Genomic DNA, 20,616 nt, shown 5'->3' on the forward strand with positions numbered 1-20,616 from the left:
TTCGCGCACCCTAGGCGCATCGTCGTTCGACCGCGAGGGGGCTGCGCCACGGCGCCGCCGCGGCCTAGGGTCGAGCCATGATCTTCGGGAGTGGACGGGGTCGGTCGGCCGATTCCGAGACGGACGACGCCGTCGACGACGCCGCCCGCCGCGGCGCAGGCGGGCCCATCTGGAACGACCGGCTCGGGCGGTGGGCGGTCCGCAGCGTGCAGATCCTGCTGGTCGTCGCGGTCGGCGCGCTGGCGATCTGGGGGCTGCTGCAGGTGCGGCTGCTCGTCATCGCGGTGCTCATCGCGCTCATCCTCGCCGCGTCCGCCGCGCCGCTGATCAGCTGGCTGCGTCGCAAGGGGTGGTCGCCCATGCTCGCGGCGTGGACCGCGCTCCTCGGCGGCATCATCGTGCTCGGCGGCATCATCACGGCCATCGTGTTCGCCGTCCGCAACCAGTGGGACGCACTCGCCGAGTCGGCCACCGAGGGCTTCGACGACCTGCTCGGCTGGGTGCAGGAGCTCCCCATCCCGATCGACCAGGCGCAGATCGACGACGCGCGCGACTCGATCATCGACTTCGTCACGAGCGCCGAGTTCGGCCAGACGGCCCTCACGGGCGTCGGGCGGGCGACCGAGTTCCTCACCGGGCTCATCCTCATGCTCGTGGTGCTGTTCTTCTTCCTGAAGGACGGCGACCGGATCTGGGCGTTCTTCATGCGGCCCTACTCCGGCGAACGGCTCGAGCGGGGTCGGCGAGTCGGACGCACGAGCGTCAAGGTGCTCGGCGGCTACGTGCGCGGCACCGCCATCGTCGCGTTCGTCGACGCGGTCTTCATCGGCATCGGCCTCGCCATCCTGCAGGTGCCGCTCGCGCTGCCGCTCGCGGTCATCGTGTTCCTGACCGCGTTCATCCCGCTCGTCGGCGCCACCGTCGCCGGCATCCTCGCGGCGCTCGTCGCGCTCGTCGCCAACGGACCGGTCGTCGCGCTCATCGTCATCGCGATCGTGATCGTCGTGAACCAGCTCGAGGGCGACCTCCTGCAGCCCGTCGTCATGGCGCAGTCGCTGAAGCTCCACCCGCTCGTCATCCTCATCGCCCTGACCGCCGGCACGATCCTCGGCGGCATCGCCGGCGCGGTGCTCGCCGTGCCGCTGACGGCGGTCGGCTGGGCGATCATCAAGGTCTGGGACGGCGAGGATCCGTCGATCGACGAGCGCAAGGAACTCCGGCTGAGGCGGAGGCGGATCAAGGAGCTCAAGGCCGATTCCGCGGGAGGGGCCACGGTCGCGTGAGCCGACGACTGCCACGTCGCGGCGGGGGCGGCCGCCGCCCCAGCCGACGACTGCCACGTCGCGGCGGGGGCGGCCGCCGCCCCGGTCTGTCGGACGCCGCACCGGCCCTGTTCACGGCCGCCGCCGCGAGCTACACCGCCAACAGCGCGCTCGGCGCGTCGGTCGCACTGCGGCTCGTCGACACGCGTGACTTCCGCTGGGTGCACCACGCGCTCTACATCGCGACCTTCGCGCTGTCGGCCGCCGCGTTCTCCTCAGCGTGGTGGGGGCGTCCGCGCGAGGCGATGGGCGCAGCCGCCGCGACCCTCGCGCCCGCGTTCGTGCCGCTCGCGATCATCCCGTACGCGGGGACGCACACGAGGCGGCATCCGCTCATCGCACTCACCGCGGCGCCGTTCGTGTTCGCCGCCGCGATCCGATCCAGGAGGTAGCCCGCATGGAACTGCTCGACGCCATCCGCCGGCGCAAGACCACGAACGGGCCGTTCCTGCCCGACCCCGTGTCGGAGGAGCACCAGCGCACGCTCATCGAGGCCGCGGGGCGCGCGCCGTCGCAGCTGAACAGCCAGCCGTGGCGGTTCGTGCTCATCGAGGACCGGTCGACCATCGAGACGATCGCCCGCATCTCCGGCGAGAGCATGACCGAGGCGATGTCGAACGGCACGTTCTTCGAGCGCTACAAGCCGTACTTCCGCTTCAGCCAGGCCGAGATGGAGGAGAAGCGCTCCGGGATGCTGTTCGACAAGCTGCCCTCGGCCCTGCGCCCGTTCACCTCGCAGGTGTTCACGAAGCGCGGGCAGAAGCTCATGAACACGTTCGGCGTGCCGAAGACGCTGGGGGAGGAGAACCGCAAGCTCGTCGCCGGGTCGCCGCTGCTGCTCGGCGTCATGCTCGACCGCTCGGAGTACCGGCCCGGGCAGCTGTCGTCGTTCTACTCGGTGTTCAGCATGGGCGCCGCGATGGAGAACATCTGGCTCACGACGGTCGAGCTCGGCATGGGCATCCAGTTCATCTCGTTCCCCATGGAGGTGCCAGGCCGTTGGGAGGAGATCGTGCGGCTGCTGCGCGTGCCCGACGAGCTCGAGCTCATGGCCGTGTACCGGCTCGGCTACGTGCCCGTCGAGCAGCGCCGGCCCGCGATCGACTGGGTGAGCCATGAGCGCAAGCTGCCGTCGCAGGTGGTGTTCCGCGAGACGTGCGAGACGCCGCAGGGCGGGTGGGACGAGCCGCTGCTCGAGCCCGGCCGCGACTAGCGGCGCCGCCTGACCGGGCCGCGCTGCTGCGGGCCGTGCTCGGCCCGGCCCGGGCTCGCCCTGGCCGGGATTGCAGGAGTTCCCACGGTCTGCAGGACCGGATCCCGGAACTCGTCCTGTAGATCGCGGCGACTCCTGTAGACCCGAGGGAGCCGGGTGGGAGATGGCCGGAGGAAGTGGCGCGGGCGGCCAGCGCGTCAGGCGCGCGCGGCCAGGTGCTGCTCGAGGCGGTCGAGGGCCGCGAGCTGGCCCTTCACGAGCAGCGTGCGCGCCTCCGCGGCATCCGCCCACCGGGCCTCGTCGACCTCGGGGAACTCGGCCGTGCGACCGGACCGCGGCGGCCACTCCATCTCGAACATGCCCGGCCGCAGCTCGCCGACCTCGAACCCGGGGGCCTCGCCCGCGAACACGTGCAGCACCTTGCTCGACGACGCGCGCACCGTGCCGAGCTCGGTGTAGTCGACGGATGGCGCGGGCACGCCGATCTCCTCGGCGAACTCGCGCAGCGCCGCGGGAAGGGGCGCCTCGCCGGGCTCGAGGAGCCCCTTCGGCATCGACCAGGCGTGCTCGTGCCGCTTCGCCCAGAACGGCCCGCCCATGTGCGCGACGAAGACCTGCAGCGCCGGCGTGCGACGGAACAGCAGCACGCCCGCGCTCGTCACCGGCACGAGCGCTCCGGGCTCACTTCGGCTTGACGAACGACCACAACGCGGCGGCGCCGAGGATGCCGCCCACCACCACGATCCCCCCGATCGCGAGCCAGAGCACCGTCTCGATGTCGATGTCCATCCGCACCTCCATGTGTGATGCGCCCATTCTGCCGGGGTCGCTGGGCGACGCGCCAGACGCCGTCCCGCTTCAGGATCTCGGCGGCGCGAGGTTGCCGCCGCGGCATCCGTCACTACGCTCGTAGCAACCGACGAAGGGGGCGAAGCATGTCGAAGGTGCTGGTCATCGGAGGGCACGGCCGGGTGGCGCTGGAGCTCGAACGGCTGCTGGCGGAGCGCGGCGACGAGGTCGACGCTGTGATCCGCAATCCCGAGCATGCGACCGACATCGAGGCGACCGGGGCGAAGGCGGTGGTGGCGGATGTCGAGACCCTCGACGTCGACGGACTCGCCGGCCTCCTCGCGGGGCATGACGCGGTCGTGTGGTCGGCGGGCGCCGGCGGGGGCAACCCCGAGCGCACGCGAGCGGTCGACCACGACGCCGCGGTGCGCTCCATGGACGCCGCTGAGCGCGCGGGCGTGCGCCGGTACGTGATGGTGTCGTACTTCGGGTCCCGCGTCGACCACCGCGTGCCCGCCGACAGCGCGTTCCGGCACTACGCCGACGCCAAGGCCGACGCCGACGAGCACCTGCGTGCGTCGGCGCTCGAGTACACCATCCTCGGGCCGTCGACACTGGCGGACGGGCCGGGCACGGGCCGCATCGACACGACCGGCGAGGAGAGCAGGGACGTCGACCGAGCGGATGTCGCGGCGGTCGCCGCCCAGGCGCTCGTCGAGCCCGCGACGATCGGGCGCACCATCCGCTTCAACCGGGGCGACACCCCGATCGCCGACGCACTGCGCGCCTGATCGACCCGGACACACCCCACCCGAGCGCGCAACGCGGTGAGTCGGCGGCTGATCAGGCCGACTCGCGCCACACGATCTCGCAGTCGAGGCGCTGTTCGGCCGGCGTGTCCTCGCCTCGGAGTCGCGCGAGCACGAGCGCGGCCGCGCCCGCGCCGAGGCCCGCGGCGGGCTGCCGCACGGTCGACAGCGGCGGGGTGGTGCGGCGGGCCCACGCGCTGTCGTCGAAGCCGACGACGCCGACGTCGTCGGGCACGCGGCGACCGGCCTCCTTGAGCGCCTCGATGGCGCCCGCGGCGACGGCGTCGGACGCCGCGAAGATCCCGTCGAGGTCGGGAGCGCGGTCGAGGAGACGGCGCATGCCGTCGCGGCCTGCCGAGTACGAGTACAGCGGCACGGGCTCGACGAGGGCCTCGTCGAACCGGTCGCCGAGCGCCTCGGTGAACCCGGCGAGCCGGTCGGCGCCCGAGTCGCGGTCGAGCGCGGCGGCGATCATGCCGATGCGGCGGCGCCCCGTGGCGGCGAGGCGCTCGGTGATCGCGCGGGCGGCGCCGCGGTTGTCGATGACGACGAACGACGCGGTGCTCGCGGCGCCGGGCGGGTGGCCGACGTACGCGGCGGGCAGTTGCAGGCGTTCGACCACGCGCGTGATGGGGTCGTCGGCGCGCGCCGAGACGATGATGACGCCGTCGACGAGCCCGCCGGAGAGGTACCGGGCGACGCGGTCGGTGTCGCGCTCGGTGTCGACGATGAGCACGGCCATCTGGTGGTCGGCCTCGGAGAGGCGGGAGTTGGCGCCGAGCAGGATCTCGCCGATGTTCGGGTCCTCGACGAACAGCGAGTGCGGTTCGTGCACGATGAACCCGACGGCCTGCGTGCGCTGCATGACGAGATTGCGCGCGGCCGTGTTGGGCACGTAGCCCACCTTCGCGATCGCGGCCTCGATCGCGTCGCGCGCGGTCGCGGAGACGTAGCGCTCGCCGTTCACGTACCGGCTCACGGTGCCGCGCGACACGCCGGCCTCGAGCGCCACGTCGTGCACGGTGGCGCGCTTGGAGCGGGCCGGCCTGGTCGTCATGCGACTCACTGTACTGCCGGTCGGGTGTTGACACGGATGGCACGCGGTGGCATTCTGTGTACGTTCACAGAAACCGACGAGGCGAATGGCTCACGCGAATCTGTGCACGTTCACAGAATCAATGACGATCACCGGGAGCACCGTGGACCACCACGCGACGACGCTGGCGCCGATCCCGCCGCTGCAGGCCGAGCCTGCGCCCGCCGCCGCCCGCCCGCGCTTCCAGCATCAGGGCATCGCCTTCGGCTGCGACTACAACCCCGAGCAGTGGACGCCCGCCGTCTGGCGCGAGGACGTCGCCCTCATGCGCGAGGCCGGCGTCGACCTCGTCGCGATCAACGTCTTCGGCTGGGCCTCGCTCCAGGGGCCGGACGGCGCATTCGAGTTCGCCGCGCTCGACGAGGTGATCGAACTGCTCCACGCCGCCGGCATCCGGATCAACCTCGGCACCGGCACGGCATCGCCGCCCCCGTGGCTCACCACCCGCCACCCCGAGATCCTGCCGGTCGTCGAGGACGGCACGACGCGCTATCCCGGCGGTCGCCAGGCATGGTGCCCGAGCTCGCCGACCTTCCGGCGGCACGCGCTCGCGCTCGTCGACGCCGTGGCCGAGCGCTACGGCGAACACCCCGCCGTCGAGCTCTGGCACGTGTCGAACGAGCTCGGCTGCCACAACGCCCACTGCCACTGCGACGAGAGCACGCGCGCCTTCCGCCGCTGGCTCCGGGAGCGCCACGGCACGATCGACGAGCTCAACCGCGCGTGGGGCACGAGCTTCTGGAGCCAGCGCTACACCGACTGGGACGAGATCCTCACGCCGAAGCTCACCCTCTCGAGCCGCAACCCGGGCCAGGTGCTCGACTTCCACCGGTTCTCCTCCGAGGAGCTGCGCTCGTACTACCGGGCCGAGGTCGAGGCGATCCGCCGGCACAGCGCGCTGCCGATCACGACGAACTTCATGGTCACCGCGCACATCCAAGACCTCGACTACTGGTCCTGGGCCCCCGATATGGACGTCATCGCCAACGACCACTACCTCGACCACCGCCTCGGCGAGCCGCGCACCGAGCTCGCATTCGCCGCCGACCTCACCCGCGGCCTCGCGGGCGGCGAGCCGTGGCTGCTCATGGAGCACTCGACGGGCTCGGTCAACTGGCAGCCCGTGAACCTCGCCAAGGAGCCCGGCCAACTGCTCCGCAACTCGCTCGCCCACGTCGCGCGCGGCGCCGACGCGCTCTGCTTCTTCCAGTGGCGGGCGTCGTTGCAGGGCTCCGAGAAGTTCCATTCGGCACTCGTGCCGCACGCCGGCACCGACTCCGAGCTGTGGCGCGAGGTCGTCGAGCTCGGCCGCATCGTCGGCGCGCTCGACGAGGTGGCCGGCAGCCGCGTGCACGCCGACGTCGCGCTGCTGTTCTCCTGGGAGGCGTGGTGGGCGTCCGACGCCGAGAACCGCCCCACGCACGCCATCGAGTACCTCGACCAGGTGCACGCGCTGTACGGCGCACTCCATGACGTCGGCGTCACCGTCGACGTGGTCCGTCCCGGCGCCGACCTCACCGGGTACCGGCTCGTCGTGGTTCCGGGCCTGTACCTGGTCTCCGACGAGGACGCCGCCGCGCTCGACGCGGCCGTGGCATCCGGCGCCCACGCCCTCGTCACCTTCTACAGCGGCATCGTCGACGAGCACGACCGCGTGCGGCCCGGCGGCTACCCCGGCGCGTGGCGCGACCTGCTCGGCGTCCGCGTCGAGGAGTTCGCTCCCGTCCTGCCCGGCACGCCGATCGCACTCGAGTCGGGTGCGGCCGCGTCGCTGTGGGCCGATCGACTCGAGGCGACGGATGCCGCGGTGCTCGACCGCTTCGCCGACGGACCCGCCGCCGGACGCCCCGCCGTGACCCGCCGCGACGGCGCCGACGGCGCGGGGGACGCGTGGTACCTCGGCACCCTGCTCGAGCGCGACGACCTGCTGGATCTCGTCGGCCGGATCGTCGAGGGCGCCGGCGCGGCATCCGAGCCCGCGGCGTCGGCCGACGTCGAGATCACGCGCCGCACCGACGGCGGGCGCGTCTGGCGCTTCGTCGTCAACCATGGCGCCGACGCCGTCGAGATCGACGCGCGCGGCACCGAACTCGTGACCGGATCCGTCGTCGACGGGCGCCTCGCGGTGCCCGCCGGCGCGGTTCGGGTGATCAGAGAGGAAGGCGCGGCATGAGCGCATCCGCGACCACACCGACCGCTGCGCGTCTCGCGACGCAGGAGGAGGCCGGGCGACCCCGACCGCCGCGGCGGCGGCGCGTGCAGCATCCATGGGCCATCGTCGCGTTCGTCGCCCCGTTCGCGGTCATGTTCACGGCGTTCTACCTCGTGCCGATCGCCGTGGCCGTGTGGCAGTCGATGCTCGTCGTCGAGCGCGAGGGCACGTACGGCGCGGCCACCGAGGTGTTCGGCGGCTTCCAGCAGTACGCCCTCGTGTTCCAGAACGAGGCGTTCTGGACGTCGGTCGGCCGCGTGCTCCTCTTCGGCGTCGTGCAGGTGCCCGTCATGCTGGCGCTGGCACTGCTGTTCGCGCTGCTGCTCGACTCGCCGCTCGTCCGCGGCAAGAAGTTCTTCCGCCTCGCCTTCTTCGCCCCGTACGCGGTGCCGGGCGTGATCGCCGCGATCATGTGGGGCTTCCTGTACTCGCCGAACCTGTCGCCGTTCGAGGCGCTGACGAGCCAGGTGAACCTGCTGTCGGCCGACTTCGTGCTGTGGGCGATCGCGAACGTCGTGACCTGGGTGTTCGTGGGCTACAACATGCTCATCATCTACTCGACGCTGCTGGCGATCCCGCAGGAGGTCTACGAGGCCGCCCGCATCGACGGGGCCGGCCAGGCCCGCATCGCCTGGTCGATCAAGATCCCGCTCGTGCGGCCCGCGCTCGTGCTGACCGCGGTGCTGTCGATCATCGGCACCCTGCAGCTGCTCGCCGAGCCGCAGACCTTCCGCTCCTTCAGTTCCGCGGTCACGAGCACGTACACCCCGAACATGACCATCTACGCGACCAGCGCGGTCCCGAACGTGTCGCTCGCCGCCGCGTTCTCGGTGGTGCTGGCCCTGGCCACGTTCATCCTCTCCTTCACGTTCCTCCGCCTCACCCGCCGGAAGGGGGCCGACGCATGAGCACCGCGATCGGACCTGACGCCACCACGGCCTCACCCGCCGTCAACCCTCGCGGCATCAGCCGAGGGGGAGCCGCCCCCGCCGGCCGCGGCCCGCGCGAGAGCATCCTGTCGCGCACGGGCGCCATGCTCGTCATGGCGGTCTTCACGCTGTACTTCCTCGTGCCGATCTGGTGGCTCGTGGTGGCCTCGACGAAGAGCCGCGGCGACCTGTTCAGCACGAACCCGCTGTGGTTCTCCGACTTCCAGCTCTTCGAGAACATCGGCGCGCTGCTCACGTACCGCGAGGGCGTGTACTTCCGGTGGATCCTCAACAGCCTGCTCTACGCGGGCCTCGGCGCGGTCGTCGCGACGGTCCTCGCCGCCATGTGCGGGTACGCGCTCGCGAAGTACCGCTTCCCCGGCCGCGAGACGATCTTCAACGTCGTGCTCGGCGGCGTGCTCGTGCCGGCCACGGCGCTCGCCCTGCCGCTGTTCCTGCTGTTCAGCCGCGTGCAACTCACCGACACGTTCTGGGCGGTGTTCCTGCCGAGCGTCGTGAGCCCGTTCGGCGTGTACCTCTCGCGCGTCTTCGCGGAGGCATCCGTGCCCGACGAACTGCTCGAGGCGAGCCGGCTGGACGGCGCAGGCGAGCTGCGCACGTTCTTCACCGTCTCGATCCGGCTCATGTTCCCTGCGCTCATCACGGTCTTCCTGTTCCAGTTCGTGACCATCTGGAACAACTTCTTCCTGCCGCTCATCATGCTGCGCAGCGAGGAGCTGTTCCCGGTCACCTACGGCCTCTACGCCTGGAACTCGACGATCAACCAGTTCCCCGAGCTGCGCACCTACGTGCTCGTCGGCTCGATGCTGTCGATCATCCCGCTGATCATCACGTTCCTGCTGCTTCAGCGCTACTGGCGCACGGGCCTCGGCACCGGAGCCCTGAAGTAGACACCCCGCCCGGGGGCATCCGGGCGACCACCCCACCGAGAAGAGGAAACCATGCGTCACACGAAACGAGCGGTCACCGCAGCCCTGCTCACCTCCGCCGCGCTCGCCCTGACCGGGTGCGCCGCCGGCGACGCCGCGTCCGACGGCGGCGACGCCGCGGCATCCTGCGAGCCGGCCGGCGAGGACGTCACGCTCGAGTTCACCAGCTGGATCCCCGGCATCGAGGACGCCGTCGCGGTCTGGAACGAGCAGAACCCCGAGATCCAGGTCGAGGTGCAGACCGGCCCCAACGGCAACTCGGGCACGTACCAGAACTTCTTCAACCAGCTCGAGGCGGGCAACGCCCCCGACCTCGGCCAGATCGAGTACGACGCGCTGCCGAACTTCCGCGTGCAGGACGGCCTCGAGAACCTCGCCGCGTGCGAGGAGGTCGTCGCCGCCGAGGACCAGTTCCTCGACTGGACGTGGGGCCAGGTCTCGCTCGGCACCGAGGACGAGGTCTACGGCATCCCGCAGGACCAGGGCCCGATGGCGCTGTTCTACCGCAGCGACCTGTTCGAGCAGAACGGCATCGAGGTGCCGACCACGTGGGAGGAGTACCGCGAGGCGGCCGTGCAGGTGCGCGAGGCCGGCGGCTACATCACGAACTTCTCGCAGACGGACATCAACCAGTTCGCGGGCTTCGTGTGGCAGGCCGGCGGTCAGTGGTTCGGCAACGACGGCGACGCGTGGAGCGTCGAGCTGACCGGCGACGAGTCGATGGCGGTCGCCGAGTACTGGCAGGACCTCATCGAGAACGACCTGGTCTCGACGTACCCGGCGTGGACCGACGAGTGGAACAACGCCTACAACTCGGGCGAGGTCTGGACGTGGAACTCGGCCGTCTGGGGTGCCAACTCGATCGCGTCGGGTGCGCCCGACACGGCCGGCAACTGGTCGGTGGCGCTCGCGCCGCAGTGGGAGTCCGGCGGCGCCGCCGCGGGCAACTGGGGCGGCTCGTCGATCGCGGTCTTCAAGGGGACCGACCACCTCTACGAGGCGGCGAAGTTCGCGCTGTGGCTGAACACCTCCGATGAGGCGCTCACCATCCTCAACGAGCAGGCGGCGATCTACCCGGCCACCGAGGCCGGTCTCGAGCTGCCCACGCTCACCGAGGGCGTCGAGTTCTACGGCGGCCAGGCGATCTACGACGTGTTCGCCGAGGCTTCGGCGCAGGTCAACCCCGACTTCGTGTGGGGCCCGACCATGACGCAGACGTACGCCGACGTGTCCGATGGATTCAAGGCCGCCGCCTCGGGCAGCAGCACCCTCATGGAGGCGCTCGAGAAGGGCCAGTCGTCGACCGTCGACGCGCTCGAGGCCCAGTCCATCCCGGTCGCGGAGTAGCCTCACCCCGTGATCCATCACCTCCGTGCCGCGGGCGTCAGCCTCATCGTCGACGCCCGCGGCACGGGCGTGCCCGCCGTGCTCCACTGGGGGAGCGACCTCGGAGACCTCGGACCGGCGGCCCTCGACGCACTCGCCGCGGCATCCGTGCCGGCCGTGCCGCCGTCGTCGATCGACGTGCCGTTGCGGCTCAGCCTCGTGCCGACGCTCGGCGAGGGCTGGTCGGGTCGTCCGGGCGTTCAGGCGTTCCGCGACCCGGCGGGCGCCGACGGGGCGGCCGCGGCGCGCGCTCTGCAGGCGCTCCACCTCGAGCTCGTGCCCGGTTCGGTGCGCGGCTCGGGGGCGACGGATGCCGCGGGCGGGGCCCTCGCGTTCGAGCTCGCCGACCCCGAGGCATCCGTCGCGGTCGCGACCCGCCTCGAGCTGACTCCCGAGGGCGTGCTGAGGGTGCGCCACCGCGTGTCGAACCGCGGAGGCTCGCCGCTCGGCGTGGGCCGGCTCGCCGTGGTGCTGCCCGTGCCTGCGCGTGCGACCGAACTGCTCGACTTCAGCGGGCTCTGGAGCCACGAGCGGCGACCGATCCGCCGTGCCCTCGAGCACGGCGTGCACGCGCGCGAGTCGCGACACGGGCGCGGCGGGCACGACGACGCGTTCCTGCTCGTCGCCGGCGTGCCCGGGCTCGGGTTCCGGCACGGCGAGGCGTGGGCCGTGCACGCCGCCTGGTCGGGCGACACCGACGCGTGGGCGGAGCGCTCGCCGCTCGGCCCCGCGACCCTCGGCGCCGGCGAGCTGCTCGCGCCCGGCGAGGTCTCGCTCGGGCCGGGCGAGGCGTACGAGACGCCGTGGACGGTCGCCGCGTACTCCCACGCGGGCCTCGACGGGCTTTCCGATCGGCTGCACGCCTGGGTTCGCTCGTGGTCGACGATCGCGGGCCGGCCGCGGCCCGTCGTGCTGAACACGTGGGAGGCCGTCTACTTCGACCAGTCGCTCGAGAAGCTCGAGCCGCTCATCGCGGCGGCCGAACGCGTCGGCGTCGAGCGGTTCGTGCTCGACGACGGCTGGTTCCACGGGCGGCGCGACGACCGGCGGGCGCTCGGCGACTGGTCGGTCGACGCCGCGGTCTGGCCCGACGGACTCGGGCCGCTCATCGACCGCGTGCGGGCGGCGGGGATGGAGTTCGGCCTGTGGGTCGAACCGGAGATGGTGAGCGCCGACTCCGACCTCGCCCGGGCCCACCCCGACTGGGTGCTGGGCCGCCCCGCGGACCCCGAGTGGCGGCACCAGCGCGTGCTCGACCTGACCGCCCCGGGCGCCGCGGACCACGTCTTCGGGCGGCTCGACGCGCTGCTCGGCGAGTACGACATCGCCTTCCTCAAGTGGGACCACAACCGCGACCTGCTCGGGGGCTCGTCGCACGCCCAGGCGCATGCCGTGTACGCCCTCATCGACCGCCTCCGCGCCGCGCACCCGGGCGTCGAGATCGAGTCGTGCGCCTCCGGCGGGGCGCGCATCGACCTCGGCATCCTCGAGCGCACCGACCGGGTCTGGCCGAGCGACACGAACGACCCGCTCGAACGCCAGGGCATCCACCGATGGACGAGCCTGGTCGTGCCGCCCGAGTACCTCGGCGCGCACCTCGGCGCTGCCCGCGCGCACACCACCGGGCGCAGGTCCGAGCTGTCGTTCCGGCTCGCGACGGCCCTCTTCGGCAGCGCCGGCATCGAGTGGAACCTCGCGAGGGCCTCCGACGCCGACCTCGACGCGGTCGCGCGCTGGGCGGCGGAGTACCGGCGGCTGCGAGCCCTGCTGCATTCGGGCCGGGTGGTGCGAGCGGATGCCGCCGACCCCGCTCAGAACGTCCAGGGCGTCGTGGCATCCGATCGCCGCCACGCCGTGTTCTCGGTCGCCATGCTCGGCACCGCCCACGCGGCGATGCCGCCCGCCGTGCGGTTGCCGGGGCTCGACCCCGACGCGACGTACGAGGTGCGCGTGCTCGACCTCGGGCACGTGCGCACGGTGCAGGACGCGAACCCGCCCTGGTTCGACGGGCGATCCGTCCGGCTGCCCGGACGCGTGCTCGGCGAGGTCGGCCTCCCGATGCCGCTGCTCGCGCCCGAGAACGCGATCGTGCTGGAGCTCGTCGCGGGCTGAGCGGCCCACTCCGACGGCTGTGCCGGATGCGGCATCCGTGCCACGATCGGGGCATGCCCGACGCCAGCCCGCTGTCGCCGACGCTCGCCGAGCGGATCGGACCGGTCGCAGCGCCCACCCTGCCCGCGCACCCCGACGTCGCGTCCTGGCGGCCCGCGACGCCGGCCGACGTCGACGCGCTGCTGGAGTACTTCGCCGACGTCGCGCGAGAGGACCACCCGCACTGGACGGAGAGCCGCGACGAGATCGCCGAGCTCTTCGAGCTTCCGCACATCGACCCCGCCCGCGACACGCTCACCGCCATCGACCGCGACGGTCGCGTGATCGCGCACGGCACCGCGATCTGCCCGCCGGGCAGGGAGACCATGGTGCGGTCGATCGTCGCCGGTGCCGTCCGGCCGTCGGCTCGAGGTCGCGGCGTCGGCCGCCTGCTGCTCGACTGGCAGCTCGCACGGGCGCGCGAACAGCTCGCCGAGAGCGGCGAGCGGCTGCCGGGCTGGATCATGGCCTACGTCGAAGACGGGGTGACGGATGCCGCGGCGCTCCTCGAGTCCCGGGGCCTGCAGGTCGCGCGCCACTTCTCCACCCTGCAACGCGACCTGGGCGCGGCGGTCCCGCACATCGAAGCGCCCCCGGGCGTGCGCGTCGTCCCGTGGTCGGCGGAGTGGTCGGAGTCGGCGAGGCACGCCCGGAACGCCGCATTCGCGGACCACTGGGGAAGCCAGTCGACCGACGCCGAGAGCTGGCGGACGATGGCGGCGGGCAGCTGGTTCGCAGCCGACCTGTCGTTCCTCGCGACCGCGCCCGACGCCGGCACGGGCGAGGGCGTGCGCGTCGTCGCGTTCGCGATCGCGCTGCGCAACGAGGAGGACTGGCCGGGCCAGGGGTTCACGTCGTCGTACGTGCGGCTGGTCGGCGTCGTGCGCGAGCACCGCGGGCGGGGCCTCGCGAAGGTGCTGCTCGCACGTCACCTCGAGGCGGCCGGATCCGCCGGTCTCGACCGCTCGACGCTCGACGTCGACGCCGAGAACCCGACCGGGGCCCTCGCGCTCTACGCCGGGCTCGGATACGAGGTCGCCCACCGCCACTCGAGCCACGTGCTCCACTACTGAGGAGGATGCCGTGACCTATGCGATCCCGGGCAGCACGCCAGAGGGCGGCGGCCCCATCGGCGAGACCTACGGCGCCGTCATCACGCGGGCCGACGACGCCGCGCGCGTGGTCGAGGCGCTCCGCGGCATCCGCCTCACCGGATGGATCGCGCCGCCGGAAGCGGGCTGGGTCGTCGCCCTCGGCGACCCGGGCGACGGCACCGTTGCGACCGACCGCAGCGGGGTGCTCGAGGTCGGGGCCGCGCTCGCCGCGGCGCTCGACACCGTGGTCGTCGTCGCCCGCGTCGTGCTCGACCGGCAGCTGGTGCTCGCAGCCTGGCGCGGCGCGGAGGAGCTCGGGCGCTACTCGAGCGACCCGTCGCGCGAGCGGGGCGCCGAGGAGGAGGTGCTCGCCGAGCCGTACGGCGTCGAGCACGCCGGTGCGTTCGCCGAGGCGGTCGGGCGAGCGGATGCCGCAGAGGAGCTCGCCGACGTGCTCGGCGAGGAGCTCGACCCCGACAGCGTGTACGAGTCGGAGCGGCTCGCGCGCGTGCTCGGACTGCTCGGCCTGCCGCGGTGGATCATCGCGGCGGGGGCGCTGCCGCGCGACATCCTCACCGGGCCCCGCACCCGCGACCTCGTACGCCTGCGCGCCGGCGCGGTCGGGGCCGCAGGCGTCGTGCCGGGGCGGGCGGTGGCCGCCGCGCGCAAGCGGATGCCACCGCCGCCGGCGATCGCGGACCCGCCGCGGGCGGACGACCTCGGCATCGACCCGTGGCTGCTCTGATCCGCGCCCGCCGGAGCCGTGGCGAGCGACGCGCGTTCTGCTGTGAGCGGATCGCCCTGTCGACTGAGCGCTCCCCTGCGTAGCCTCCCGATATGGGCAGGTTGATCGAGTTCCCGCAGGCGGACCGTCCGCGTTCCGGCAGGCCGCTCTGGCGGCACGTGCTCGGCGAGGTGCTCCGCGGCGAGCGCCTCGATCAGGAGCGGATCCTCACGGAGGTCGCGCAGGCCGCCGGAGTGTCTCCGCAGTACCTCTCCGAGGTGGAGCGCGGCCGGAAGGAGGCGTCGTCGGAGGTGCTCGGCGCGGTCGCCGGGGCGCTCGGGCTCGAGCTCGCCGACGTCGTCGGCCGCGTCGCCGGGCGCCTGGGCGCCGTCGTTCCCGGACGGGTGGTCCCCGACCGGCTCGAGCGCGAACGGGTGCTCGCCGAGCGGATCGTGCACGACGGGATCGCGCACGAGCGGCGTGAGCCGCTGCCGCCGAGCGCGCCGACGGACGCCCCGTCCTTCTCCGACGTCTTCCTCCTCGCCGCCTGACCGCCCGGGCGGCGTGCCGGCGAGACGGCGGGTCTAGCGTCCGGCGCGGATCGGGATGGCCGAGTGCGCCGCGAGGACGTGGTCGGCGAGGCCGTAGTCGACGGCAGCGTGCGCGGGCAGGATCAGGTCGCGGTCGGTGTCGGCCCGGATCGCCTCGACCGACCGGCCCGTGTCGGCCGCGAGCGCCGCTTCGAGCTCGGCGCGCACGCGCAGCACCTCGTCGGCGTGCAGGATCAGGTCGGGCACGGTGCCGCGTCCCTGCGTCGACGGCTGGTGCAGCGTGACGGTGCTGTGCGGCAGCATCGACCGCTGTCCGCGCGCGCCGCCCGCGAGGAGCACCGCCGCGGGGCCGCCCGCCCGGCCGACGCACGTCGTCGCGACATCCGGTCGGATGTGCTGCATGGTGTCGTACACCGCGAGCGCCGCGCTCGGCGAGCCGCCCGGGGAGTTCACGTAGAGGCTGATCGGCGTCTCGCTCGAGTCCGACGCGAGGTGGAGGAACTGCGCGATGAGCACGTTCGCCACGCCGTCGTCGATCTCGGTGCCGAGGTAGACGATGCGCTCCGAGAGCAGGCGGCTGTAGACGTCGAGCGAGCGCTCGACGCCGCCTCGCTTCTCGACGACGTAGGGGATCGTGTAGGACGTCATGCGGACACCCCCAGGCCGGCGACGGCGCGCGGCTCGAGGGGGAACAGCTCGTCGAACCGCTCGGTCACGTGGTCGATGAAGCCGTAGTCGACGGCCGCGTCCGCCGTGTACCAGCGGTCGCGGAGCGAATCCTCGCGCACGCGCTCGACGGACTGGCCCGTGTAGCGTGCGATGAGCCCCAGCACGGTGTCGCGCGTGTACCGCAGGTCGTCGGCCTGCAGTTCCACGTCCACTGCGGTGCCGCCGATGCCGGCCGAGCCCTGGTGCAGCAGGATCCGCGAGTGCGGCAGCGCCGCGCGCTTGCCCTTCGTGCCCGCGGTGAGCAGGAACTGCCCGGCGCTCGCGGCCATGCCGACGGCGATCGTCGCGACGTCGTTCGGGATGGCGCGCATGACGTCGTGGATCGCCAGCATGGCGGGCACCGACCCGCCGGGCGAGTTGATCCAGAAGCGGATGTCGCGGCGCGGGTCGTCGGCGGCGAGCGCGACGAGCTGCGCGCAGATGCGGTTGCCGCCGGACTGGTCGAGCTCGTCGCCGAGCACGATGATCCGCTCGTGGTAGAGCCGCCGGGTCAGTTCGACGTCGATGGGCTGGACGGGTGGGGTCTCTCGATCGCTCATGGTCCCAGCCTGCGCCGCGAGCGGATGCCACGGGACGGATGCCGCCGACGGCAGATCTGCCGTCGGCAGCGCCTGCTCGGTGCGGACCATGCGGTGGGGCCGCGGGTCGTCGCCGGGGCTCGGGGGCGCGCGGCCGGGTATCACGCGGTGTCCCGGGCCGTGTGGGTTAGATTGGCTGCAACGGGAGGTCCCCCACCCAGGGAGGCATCGTGTTCCTCGACTTCCACGGCATCGGCGGCGGCCGGTCTCACCCACCGGTCCGCCTCTCCATGGCGGCATGATGACCACCGCCGGCGCCCTGGCTCCCGTCGACGGGATTGAACTGCTCCAGCCCTACCTGCCCCGACTGGTGCGCTACTGGGACGAGGAGACGCCCGATCGCCTGCATCGGCAGGTCGAGGGCAGCATGGCCCTGGTCGACATCTCCGGCTTCACGCGGATGTCCGAGCGGCTGGCGCGGTACGGCAACGTCGGCGCCGAGGAGGTCACGGAGGTGATCGACGGCACCTTCGGCCGTCTGCTCCCGGCAGCGTACGCGTTCGGTGCCAACCTGCTGAAGTTCGGCGGTGACGCCCAGCTCCTGCTGTTCACCGGCGAGGACCACCACCTGCGGGCGGCCGCCGCCTCCCACGCGATGCGGACCGAGCTTCGCCGGATCGACGGCTTCAGGACGTCCGCCGGTACGGTCAGCCTGCGGATGTCCGTCGGGGTCCACAGCGGCACCTTCGACTTCTTCCTCGTGGGTCGATCGCATCGCGAACTGATCGTCGCCGGCCCGGCGGCCACGCGCACCGTGGAGATGGAGGCCGCGGCCTCGGCCGGGCAGATCCTGCTCTCCGCGGCGACGGCGCGGCTGCTGCCGCGGTCCGGCGTCGGCGCGGTGCACGGTCCCGGCCGGCTGCTGAGCCGGGCTCCGCACGTCGAGCAGTCCGGCTTCCGCCCCGCCCGGACTCCGGATGTCGACCTCCAGCAGTTCATCCCCGTCGGACTGCGGCGAACCCTGCTCGACGGAACCATCGATCCCGAGCACCGGCCGGCCGCGATCGCGTTCCTCCACTACGTCGGCTTCGACCGGCTGGTCGAGGACGACCCGGCGCGGGCCGCCTCGGCCCTCGACGAGCTGGTCGCAGCCGTCCAGCGGCATGCGGAGGCCCACGGCGTCACCTTCCTGGCCACCGACATCGCGCCGGACGGAGGGAAGATCATCCTCACCGCCGGCGTACCGGACACCGCCGGCAACAACGAGGAGCAGATGCTGCTTGCGGCCCGCGACATCCGGGCCGACGCACCACGCGACGTTCCGCTCCGGATCGGCATCAACTCCGGCCACGTGTTCACGGGTGCGGTCGGTCCCGGCTATCGGCGGACGTACACGATCATGGGCGACGCGGTGAACCTCGCCGCCCGCGTGATGGACAAGGCTCCGCCGGGCGAGGTGTTCGCCACCCGGGACGTGCTGGACGGATCGCGGACGACGTTCCAGGTCTCCGCACTGGAGCCGTTCCTCGTGAAGGGCAAGCAGCAGCCGGTCCACGCCTTCTCGGTGGGCGAGCCCGGAGGCAGCCGCGCCCCGGAGCAGGTCTCCACCACGCCCCTGATCGGCCGGGACGAGGAACTGTCGATCCTCACGCGCGCGTGGGCCGACGCCCGGGCCGGTCGAGGCGGCGTCGTGGACCTCGTGGCCGGGGTCGGACTGGGCAAGTCACGACTCCTCGACGAGCTGCTCGCCACGGAGCAGCCCGAGCGCGTGGTCGCGGCGGAGTGCCGGCTCTACCAGACCGCGACGCCGTACTTCCCGTTCCGAACGCTCCTGCGCACGGCGTGGGGGCTGGACGATCCGGATCCCGAGGCGACCGAGGCCGCACTCACCGAACTGGTCCGCACACGGGCGCCCGACCTCGAGCCCTGGCTCGCCCTGATCGGCACGCCGCTCGGGCTCGCGCTGCCCGAGTCGCCCGAGGTGGCCCAGCTCGACGACCAGTTCCGGCCACCGCGCACGCGCTCGGCCGTGGCGAAGCTGCTCCAGGCGGCGTGCGACCAGCCGACCCTGTTCCTCATCGAGGGCGGACAGTGGATGGACGAGGCGTCGCGCGACCTGCTGGCCGCCCTCATCTCCGGCATCGAGGACCTGCCGTGGCTGATCATCGTCAGTCGCCAACCGAGTGACGCGGGCTTCATCGCCGCCGACGGCCCCGCGGTGACGCGCATCGAGCTGTCGCCGCTCGACCTCGATCACGCCAGGGAGCTCATCCTGGGCGCCACCGCAGACAACCCGTTGGTCTCCAGCGAGGTCGACACGCTCGCCGAGCGGGCGGAGGGCAGCCCGCTGTTCCTGCTGGAACTGCTGCACGCCCTGCGCGGCGGTGCGGCGGTCGACTACCTCCCGCAGTCCGTCGAGGGCCTCATCGCGGCCCGCATCGACCGCCTGCCGCCGGGCGACCGGAACCTCCTCCGCCGGCTCGCCGTGCTGGGGGCGGGATTCCGGCCCGAGCACATCCCGGCCGTCCTGGGCAGCGTCGCCGACGACCCCGGCTGGAGGCTGAAGATGTTGCGGCGGCTCAGCGGCTTCGTCTCCGTCGACTCGAGCGGCTGGGTCCGGTTCCAGCACAGCCTGATCCGCGACGTCGCCTATCGCGGCCTTCCCTTCAAGACCCGTCGCGAGCTGCACGCGCAGGTGGGCGACGCGATCTCCGCGGCGTCCCCCGATCGCACCGTGGGCCGTGCGGAGCTCCTCTCCGTCCACTATTCGGAGGCGCATCGGTGGCCGGAGGCGTGGGCGTCCTCGAGGGAGGCCGGAGCGCACGCCAAGGAGATCTACGCCAACCTCGAGGCGGCGACCTTCTACCGGCGCGCCCTGGTGGCTTCACGCAACGTCCCCGACCTGCCTCCCACCGCGGTCGCGGACGTCTCCGAGTCGCTCGGCGACGTGCTCGAACAGGCCGGCCTCTTCGAGGAGTCCGTCGCTGCGTTCCGGCAGGCAACCCGCCTGGTCCGGGACGACCCCATCCGGTCCGCGGACATCCTGCTCAAGCGGGCCCGGGCCCGGGCCCGCACCGGGGCGTATTCCACGGCCTACCGGGAGCTGTCGATCGGGCGGAGCCTCGTGTCGGATGTCGGGAGCACGCAGGCACTCGGCGCGACCGCACGACTCAACGCCCTCAACGCCCAGATCCGGCAGTTGCAGGAGCACCCCCGCGCGGCGCTCCGCCTCGCCCAGCAGGCCATGGCCGAGGCGGAGGCATCCGGTCAGCGGGAGGCGCTCGCGCGGTCGTACCAGGTGCTCGACGCGGCGTACATGATGCTGGGCCAGTCCGCGAAGGCCGTCTACGGTGCGCGCGCCCTCGCCATCTACGAAGAGCTCGGAAACCTGCCCGGCACGGCGATCGTGACGAACAACCTCGGGGCGCAGGCCTACTGGGAGGGCGACTGGGCGGATGCGGTCAGCTTCTACGCCCGCGCCCGGGACGCTTTCGTCCGCGCAGGGAACGAGGCGGAGGCGGCGACCTGCGGCGCCAACATCGGCGAGGTGCTGGTCAGCCAGGGGCGGCTGGACGAGGCGGAGGAGGTCCTCGTTCCCTCGGTGCGCGTGCTGCGCGCACACGGTCTCGTGGACGCGGCGATCTTCGCGGAGATCCAGTTGGCGCGGCTCCGGCTGTTCCGCGACGACGACGGGGCCATGGATTCCATGGTCGCGCTGCATGCCGAGGCGGCCCGGACCGGTCAGGTGCAGTCGGCGATCGAGGCGGCGATCCTCATCGCAGGCGCGCTCGTCGCCGGGGGCAGGCCTCTGGAGGCGCTCGACCGGCTGGTCGAGACGGAACAGGGTTCGGGGGGCGAGGCGGAGCTCTTTGCAAGCTCCATCGCCCGGACGAGGGCGCGCGCGCTCGCGGCGCTGGGCCGCGCCGACGAGGCTCGTGCCGTCGTCACGTCCGGGCTGGCCCAGGCGCAGGAGCAGGGCCTGGTCTTCGAGGTGGCGCAACTGCGCCTGGTCGAGGCGGAGCTCACGGAGGAGCCGGTCTCTCGGCGGCGGCTGCTCGCCGAGGCGGAGGACCTCCTGCGGGCGCTCGGCGTGGTGGATGTCGCGGTGGCGAATCTCACGCCGAGCCCCGCGGAGGAGTGACC

17 protein-coding genes are annotated in these 20,616 nt (G+C 72.6%); 13 read left to right on the plus strand and 4 right to left on the minus strand.

Features of this window, described 5'->3' with window-relative positions; genetic code table 11:
• Positions 1 to 77: 77 nt before the first annotated feature.
• The 3 genes from ACULK4_RS04615 to ACULK4_RS04625 are packed head-to-tail and all read left to right on the plus strand — an operon-like array spanning position 78 to position 2,535.
• On the plus strand, positions 78 to 1,283 hold the full coding sequence (locus tag ACULK4_RS04615) for an AI-2E family transporter (protein WP_445965825.1): 1,206 nt from the start codon (positions 78 to 80) through the stop codon (positions 1,281 to 1,283).
• Positions 1,280 to 1,714 carry a hypothetical protein gene (locus tag ACULK4_RS04620; protein ID WP_445965824.1) on the plus strand — a complete coding sequence of 145 codons (435 nt, stop codon included), beginning with the start codon at positions 1,280 to 1,282 and terminating at the stop codon, positions 1,712 to 1,714. The genes ACULK4_RS04615 and ACULK4_RS04620 overlap by 4 nt, the downstream gene beginning before the upstream one ends.
• Before the next feature lie 5 nt (positions 1,715 to 1,719).
• Positions 1,720 to 2,535, plus strand: a complete 816-nt coding sequence (locus tag ACULK4_RS04625) for a nitroreductase family protein (RefSeq protein ID WP_445965823.1) — start codon at positions 1,720 to 1,722, stop codon at positions 2,533 to 2,535.
• Positions 2,536 to 2,732: 197 nt separating this feature from the next.
• Here the strand turns inward: ACULK4_RS04625 and ACULK4_RS04630 are convergent, their stop codons facing one another.
• The gene (locus ACULK4_RS04630; protein WP_445965822.1) at positions 2,733 to 3,203 is read right to left on the minus strand and encodes an NUDIX hydrolase; all 471 of its coding nucleotides are present in this window, start codon (positions 3,201 to 3,203) and stop codon (positions 2,733 to 2,735) included.
• 267 nt (positions 3,204 to 3,470) lie between these two features.
• Here ACULK4_RS04630 and ACULK4_RS04635 point away from each other — a divergent pair, with 267 nt between their 5' ends.
• Positions 3,471 to 4,115 carry an SDR family oxidoreductase gene (locus tag ACULK4_RS04635; RefSeq protein WP_445965821.1) on the plus strand — a complete coding sequence of 215 codons (645 nt, stop codon included), beginning with the start codon at positions 3,471 to 3,473 and terminating at the stop codon, positions 4,113 to 4,115.
• A 52-nt stretch (positions 4,116 to 4,167) separates the two neighbouring features.
• Here the strand turns inward: ACULK4_RS04635 and ACULK4_RS04640 are convergent, their stop codons facing one another.
• Entirely contained in the window at positions 4,168 to 5,190 is a 1,023-nt protein-coding gene (locus ACULK4_RS04640; RefSeq protein ID WP_445965820.1) for a LacI family DNA-binding transcriptional regulator, read from the minus strand.
• A 121-nt stretch (positions 5,191 to 5,311) separates the two neighbouring features.
• Between ACULK4_RS04640 and ACULK4_RS04645 the strand changes: the two genes are divergently transcribed.
• From ACULK4_RS04645 to ACULK4_RS04680, 8 genes are all read left to right on the plus strand, one after another.
• The gene (locus ACULK4_RS04645; protein ID WP_445965819.1) at positions 5,312 to 7,402 is read left to right on the plus strand and encodes a beta-galactosidase; all 2,091 of its coding nucleotides are present in this window, start codon (positions 5,312 to 5,314) and stop codon (positions 7,400 to 7,402) included.
• The gene (locus ACULK4_RS04650) at positions 7,399 to 8,349 is read left to right on the plus strand and encodes a carbohydrate ABC transporter permease (protein WP_445965818.1); all 951 of its coding nucleotides are present in this window, start codon (positions 7,399 to 7,401) and stop codon (positions 8,347 to 8,349) included. Before ACULK4_RS04645 ends, ACULK4_RS04650 begins: the two co-directional genes overlap by 4 nt.
• Positions 8,346 to 9,281: a carbohydrate ABC transporter permease gene (locus ACULK4_RS04655; protein WP_445965817.1), complete on the plus strand. Its 936-nt coding sequence runs from the start codon at positions 8,346 to 8,348 to the stop codon at positions 9,279 to 9,281. Before ACULK4_RS04650 ends, ACULK4_RS04655 begins: the two co-directional genes overlap by 4 nt.
• Before the next feature lie 51 nt (positions 9,282 to 9,332).
• Positions 9,333 to 10,667 carry an ABC transporter substrate-binding protein gene (locus ACULK4_RS04660; protein WP_445965816.1) on the plus strand — a complete coding sequence of 445 codons (1,335 nt, stop codon included), beginning with the start codon at positions 9,333 to 9,335 and terminating at the stop codon, positions 10,665 to 10,667.
• A 9-nt stretch (positions 10,668 to 10,676) separates the two neighbouring features.
• Entirely contained in the window at positions 10,677 to 12,818 is a 2,142-nt protein-coding gene (locus ACULK4_RS04665; protein ID WP_445965815.1) for an alpha-galactosidase, read from the plus strand.
• A gap of 53 nt (positions 12,819 to 12,871) precedes the next feature.
• On the plus strand, positions 12,872 to 13,930 hold the full coding sequence (locus ACULK4_RS04670) for a GNAT family N-acetyltransferase (RefSeq protein WP_445965814.1): 1,059 nt from the start codon (positions 12,872 to 12,874) through the stop codon (positions 13,928 to 13,930).
• A 10-nt stretch (positions 13,931 to 13,940) separates the two neighbouring features.
• Positions 13,941 to 14,696, plus strand: coding sequence for a hypothetical protein (locus ACULK4_RS04675; RefSeq protein WP_445965813.1), 756 nt, complete (start codon positions 13,941 to 13,943; stop codon positions 14,694 to 14,696).
• A gap of 92 nt (positions 14,697 to 14,788) precedes the next feature.
• Entirely contained in the window at positions 14,789 to 15,226 is a 438-nt protein-coding gene (locus tag ACULK4_RS04680; RefSeq protein ID WP_445965812.1) for a helix-turn-helix domain-containing protein, read from the plus strand.
• Between the two features lie 33 nt (positions 15,227 to 15,259).
• On the opposite strand, the gene ACULK4_RS04685 is transcribed toward ACULK4_RS04680, so the two are convergent.
• The gene (locus ACULK4_RS04685) at positions 15,260 to 15,874 is read right to left on the minus strand and encodes a ClpP family protease (protein WP_445965811.1); all 615 of its coding nucleotides are present in this window, start codon (positions 15,872 to 15,874) and stop codon (positions 15,260 to 15,262) included.
• Entirely contained in the window at positions 15,871 to 16,494 is a 624-nt protein-coding gene (locus tag ACULK4_RS04690) for a ClpP family protease (RefSeq protein ID WP_445965941.1), read from the minus strand. The genes ACULK4_RS04685 and ACULK4_RS04690 overlap by 4 nt, the downstream gene beginning before the upstream one ends.
• 277 nt (positions 16,495 to 16,771) lie before the next feature.
• Between ACULK4_RS04690 and ACULK4_RS04695 the strand changes: the two genes are divergently transcribed.
• Entirely contained in the window at positions 16,772 to 20,614 is a 3,843-nt protein-coding gene (locus ACULK4_RS04695) for an adenylate/guanylate cyclase domain-containing protein (RefSeq protein ID WP_445965810.1), read from the plus strand.
• Positions 20,615 to 20,616: the final 2 nt, after the last annotated feature.

The organism is Agromyces selenitireducens (genome assembly GCF_052748465.2).

What these genes read in the sequence shown, in the direction of transcription:
- ACULK4_RS04645 (WP_445965819.1), top strand. Translation starts at nt 5,312, where the DNA reads ATGACGATCACCGGGAGCACCGTGGACCACCACGCGACGACGCTGGCG.
- ACULK4_RS04625 (WP_445965823.1), top strand. Translation starts at nt 1,720, where the DNA reads ATGGAACTGCTCGACGCCATCCGCCGGCGCAAGACCACGAACGGGCCG.
- ACULK4_RS04685 (WP_445965811.1), bottom strand. Translation starts at nt 15,874, where the DNA reads ATGACGTCCTACACGATCCCCTACGTCGTCGAGAAGCGAGGCGGCGTC.
- ACULK4_RS04695 (WP_445965810.1), top strand. Translation starts at nt 16,772, where the DNA reads ATGATGACCACCGCCGGCGCCCTGGCTCCCGTCGACGGGATTGAACTG.
- ACULK4_RS04615 (WP_445965825.1), top strand. Translation starts at nt 78, where the DNA reads ATGATCTTCGGGAGTGGACGGGGTCGGTCGGCCGATTCCGAGACGGAC.
- ACULK4_RS04670 (WP_445965814.1), top strand. Translation starts at nt 12,872, where the DNA reads ATGCCCGACGCCAGCCCGCTGTCGCCGACGCTCGCCGAGCGGATCGGA.
- ACULK4_RS04640 (WP_445965820.1), bottom strand. Translation starts at nt 5,190, where the DNA reads ATGACGACCAGGCCGGCCCGCTCCAAGCGCGCCACCGTGCACGACGTG.
- ACULK4_RS04635 (WP_445965821.1), top strand. Translation starts at nt 3,471, where the DNA reads ATGTCGAAGGTGCTGGTCATCGGAGGGCACGGCCGGGTGGCGCTGGAG.
- ACULK4_RS04650 (WP_445965818.1), top strand. Translation starts at nt 7,399, where the DNA reads ATGAGCGCATCCGCGACCACACCGACCGCTGCGCGTCTCGCGACGCAG.
- ACULK4_RS04680 (WP_445965812.1), top strand. Translation starts at nt 14,789, where the DNA reads ATGGGCAGGTTGATCGAGTTCCCGCAGGCGGACCGTCCGCGTTCCGGC.
- ACULK4_RS04655 (WP_445965817.1), top strand. Translation starts at nt 8,346, where the DNA reads ATGAGCACCGCGATCGGACCTGACGCCACCACGGCCTCACCCGCCGTC.
- ACULK4_RS04690 (WP_445965941.1), bottom strand. Translation starts at nt 16,494, where the DNA reads ATGAGCGATCGAGAGACCCCACCCGTCCAGCCCATCGACGTCGAACTG.
- ACULK4_RS04660 (WP_445965816.1), top strand. Translation starts at nt 9,333, where the DNA reads ATGCGTCACACGAAACGAGCGGTCACCGCAGCCCTGCTCACCTCCGCC.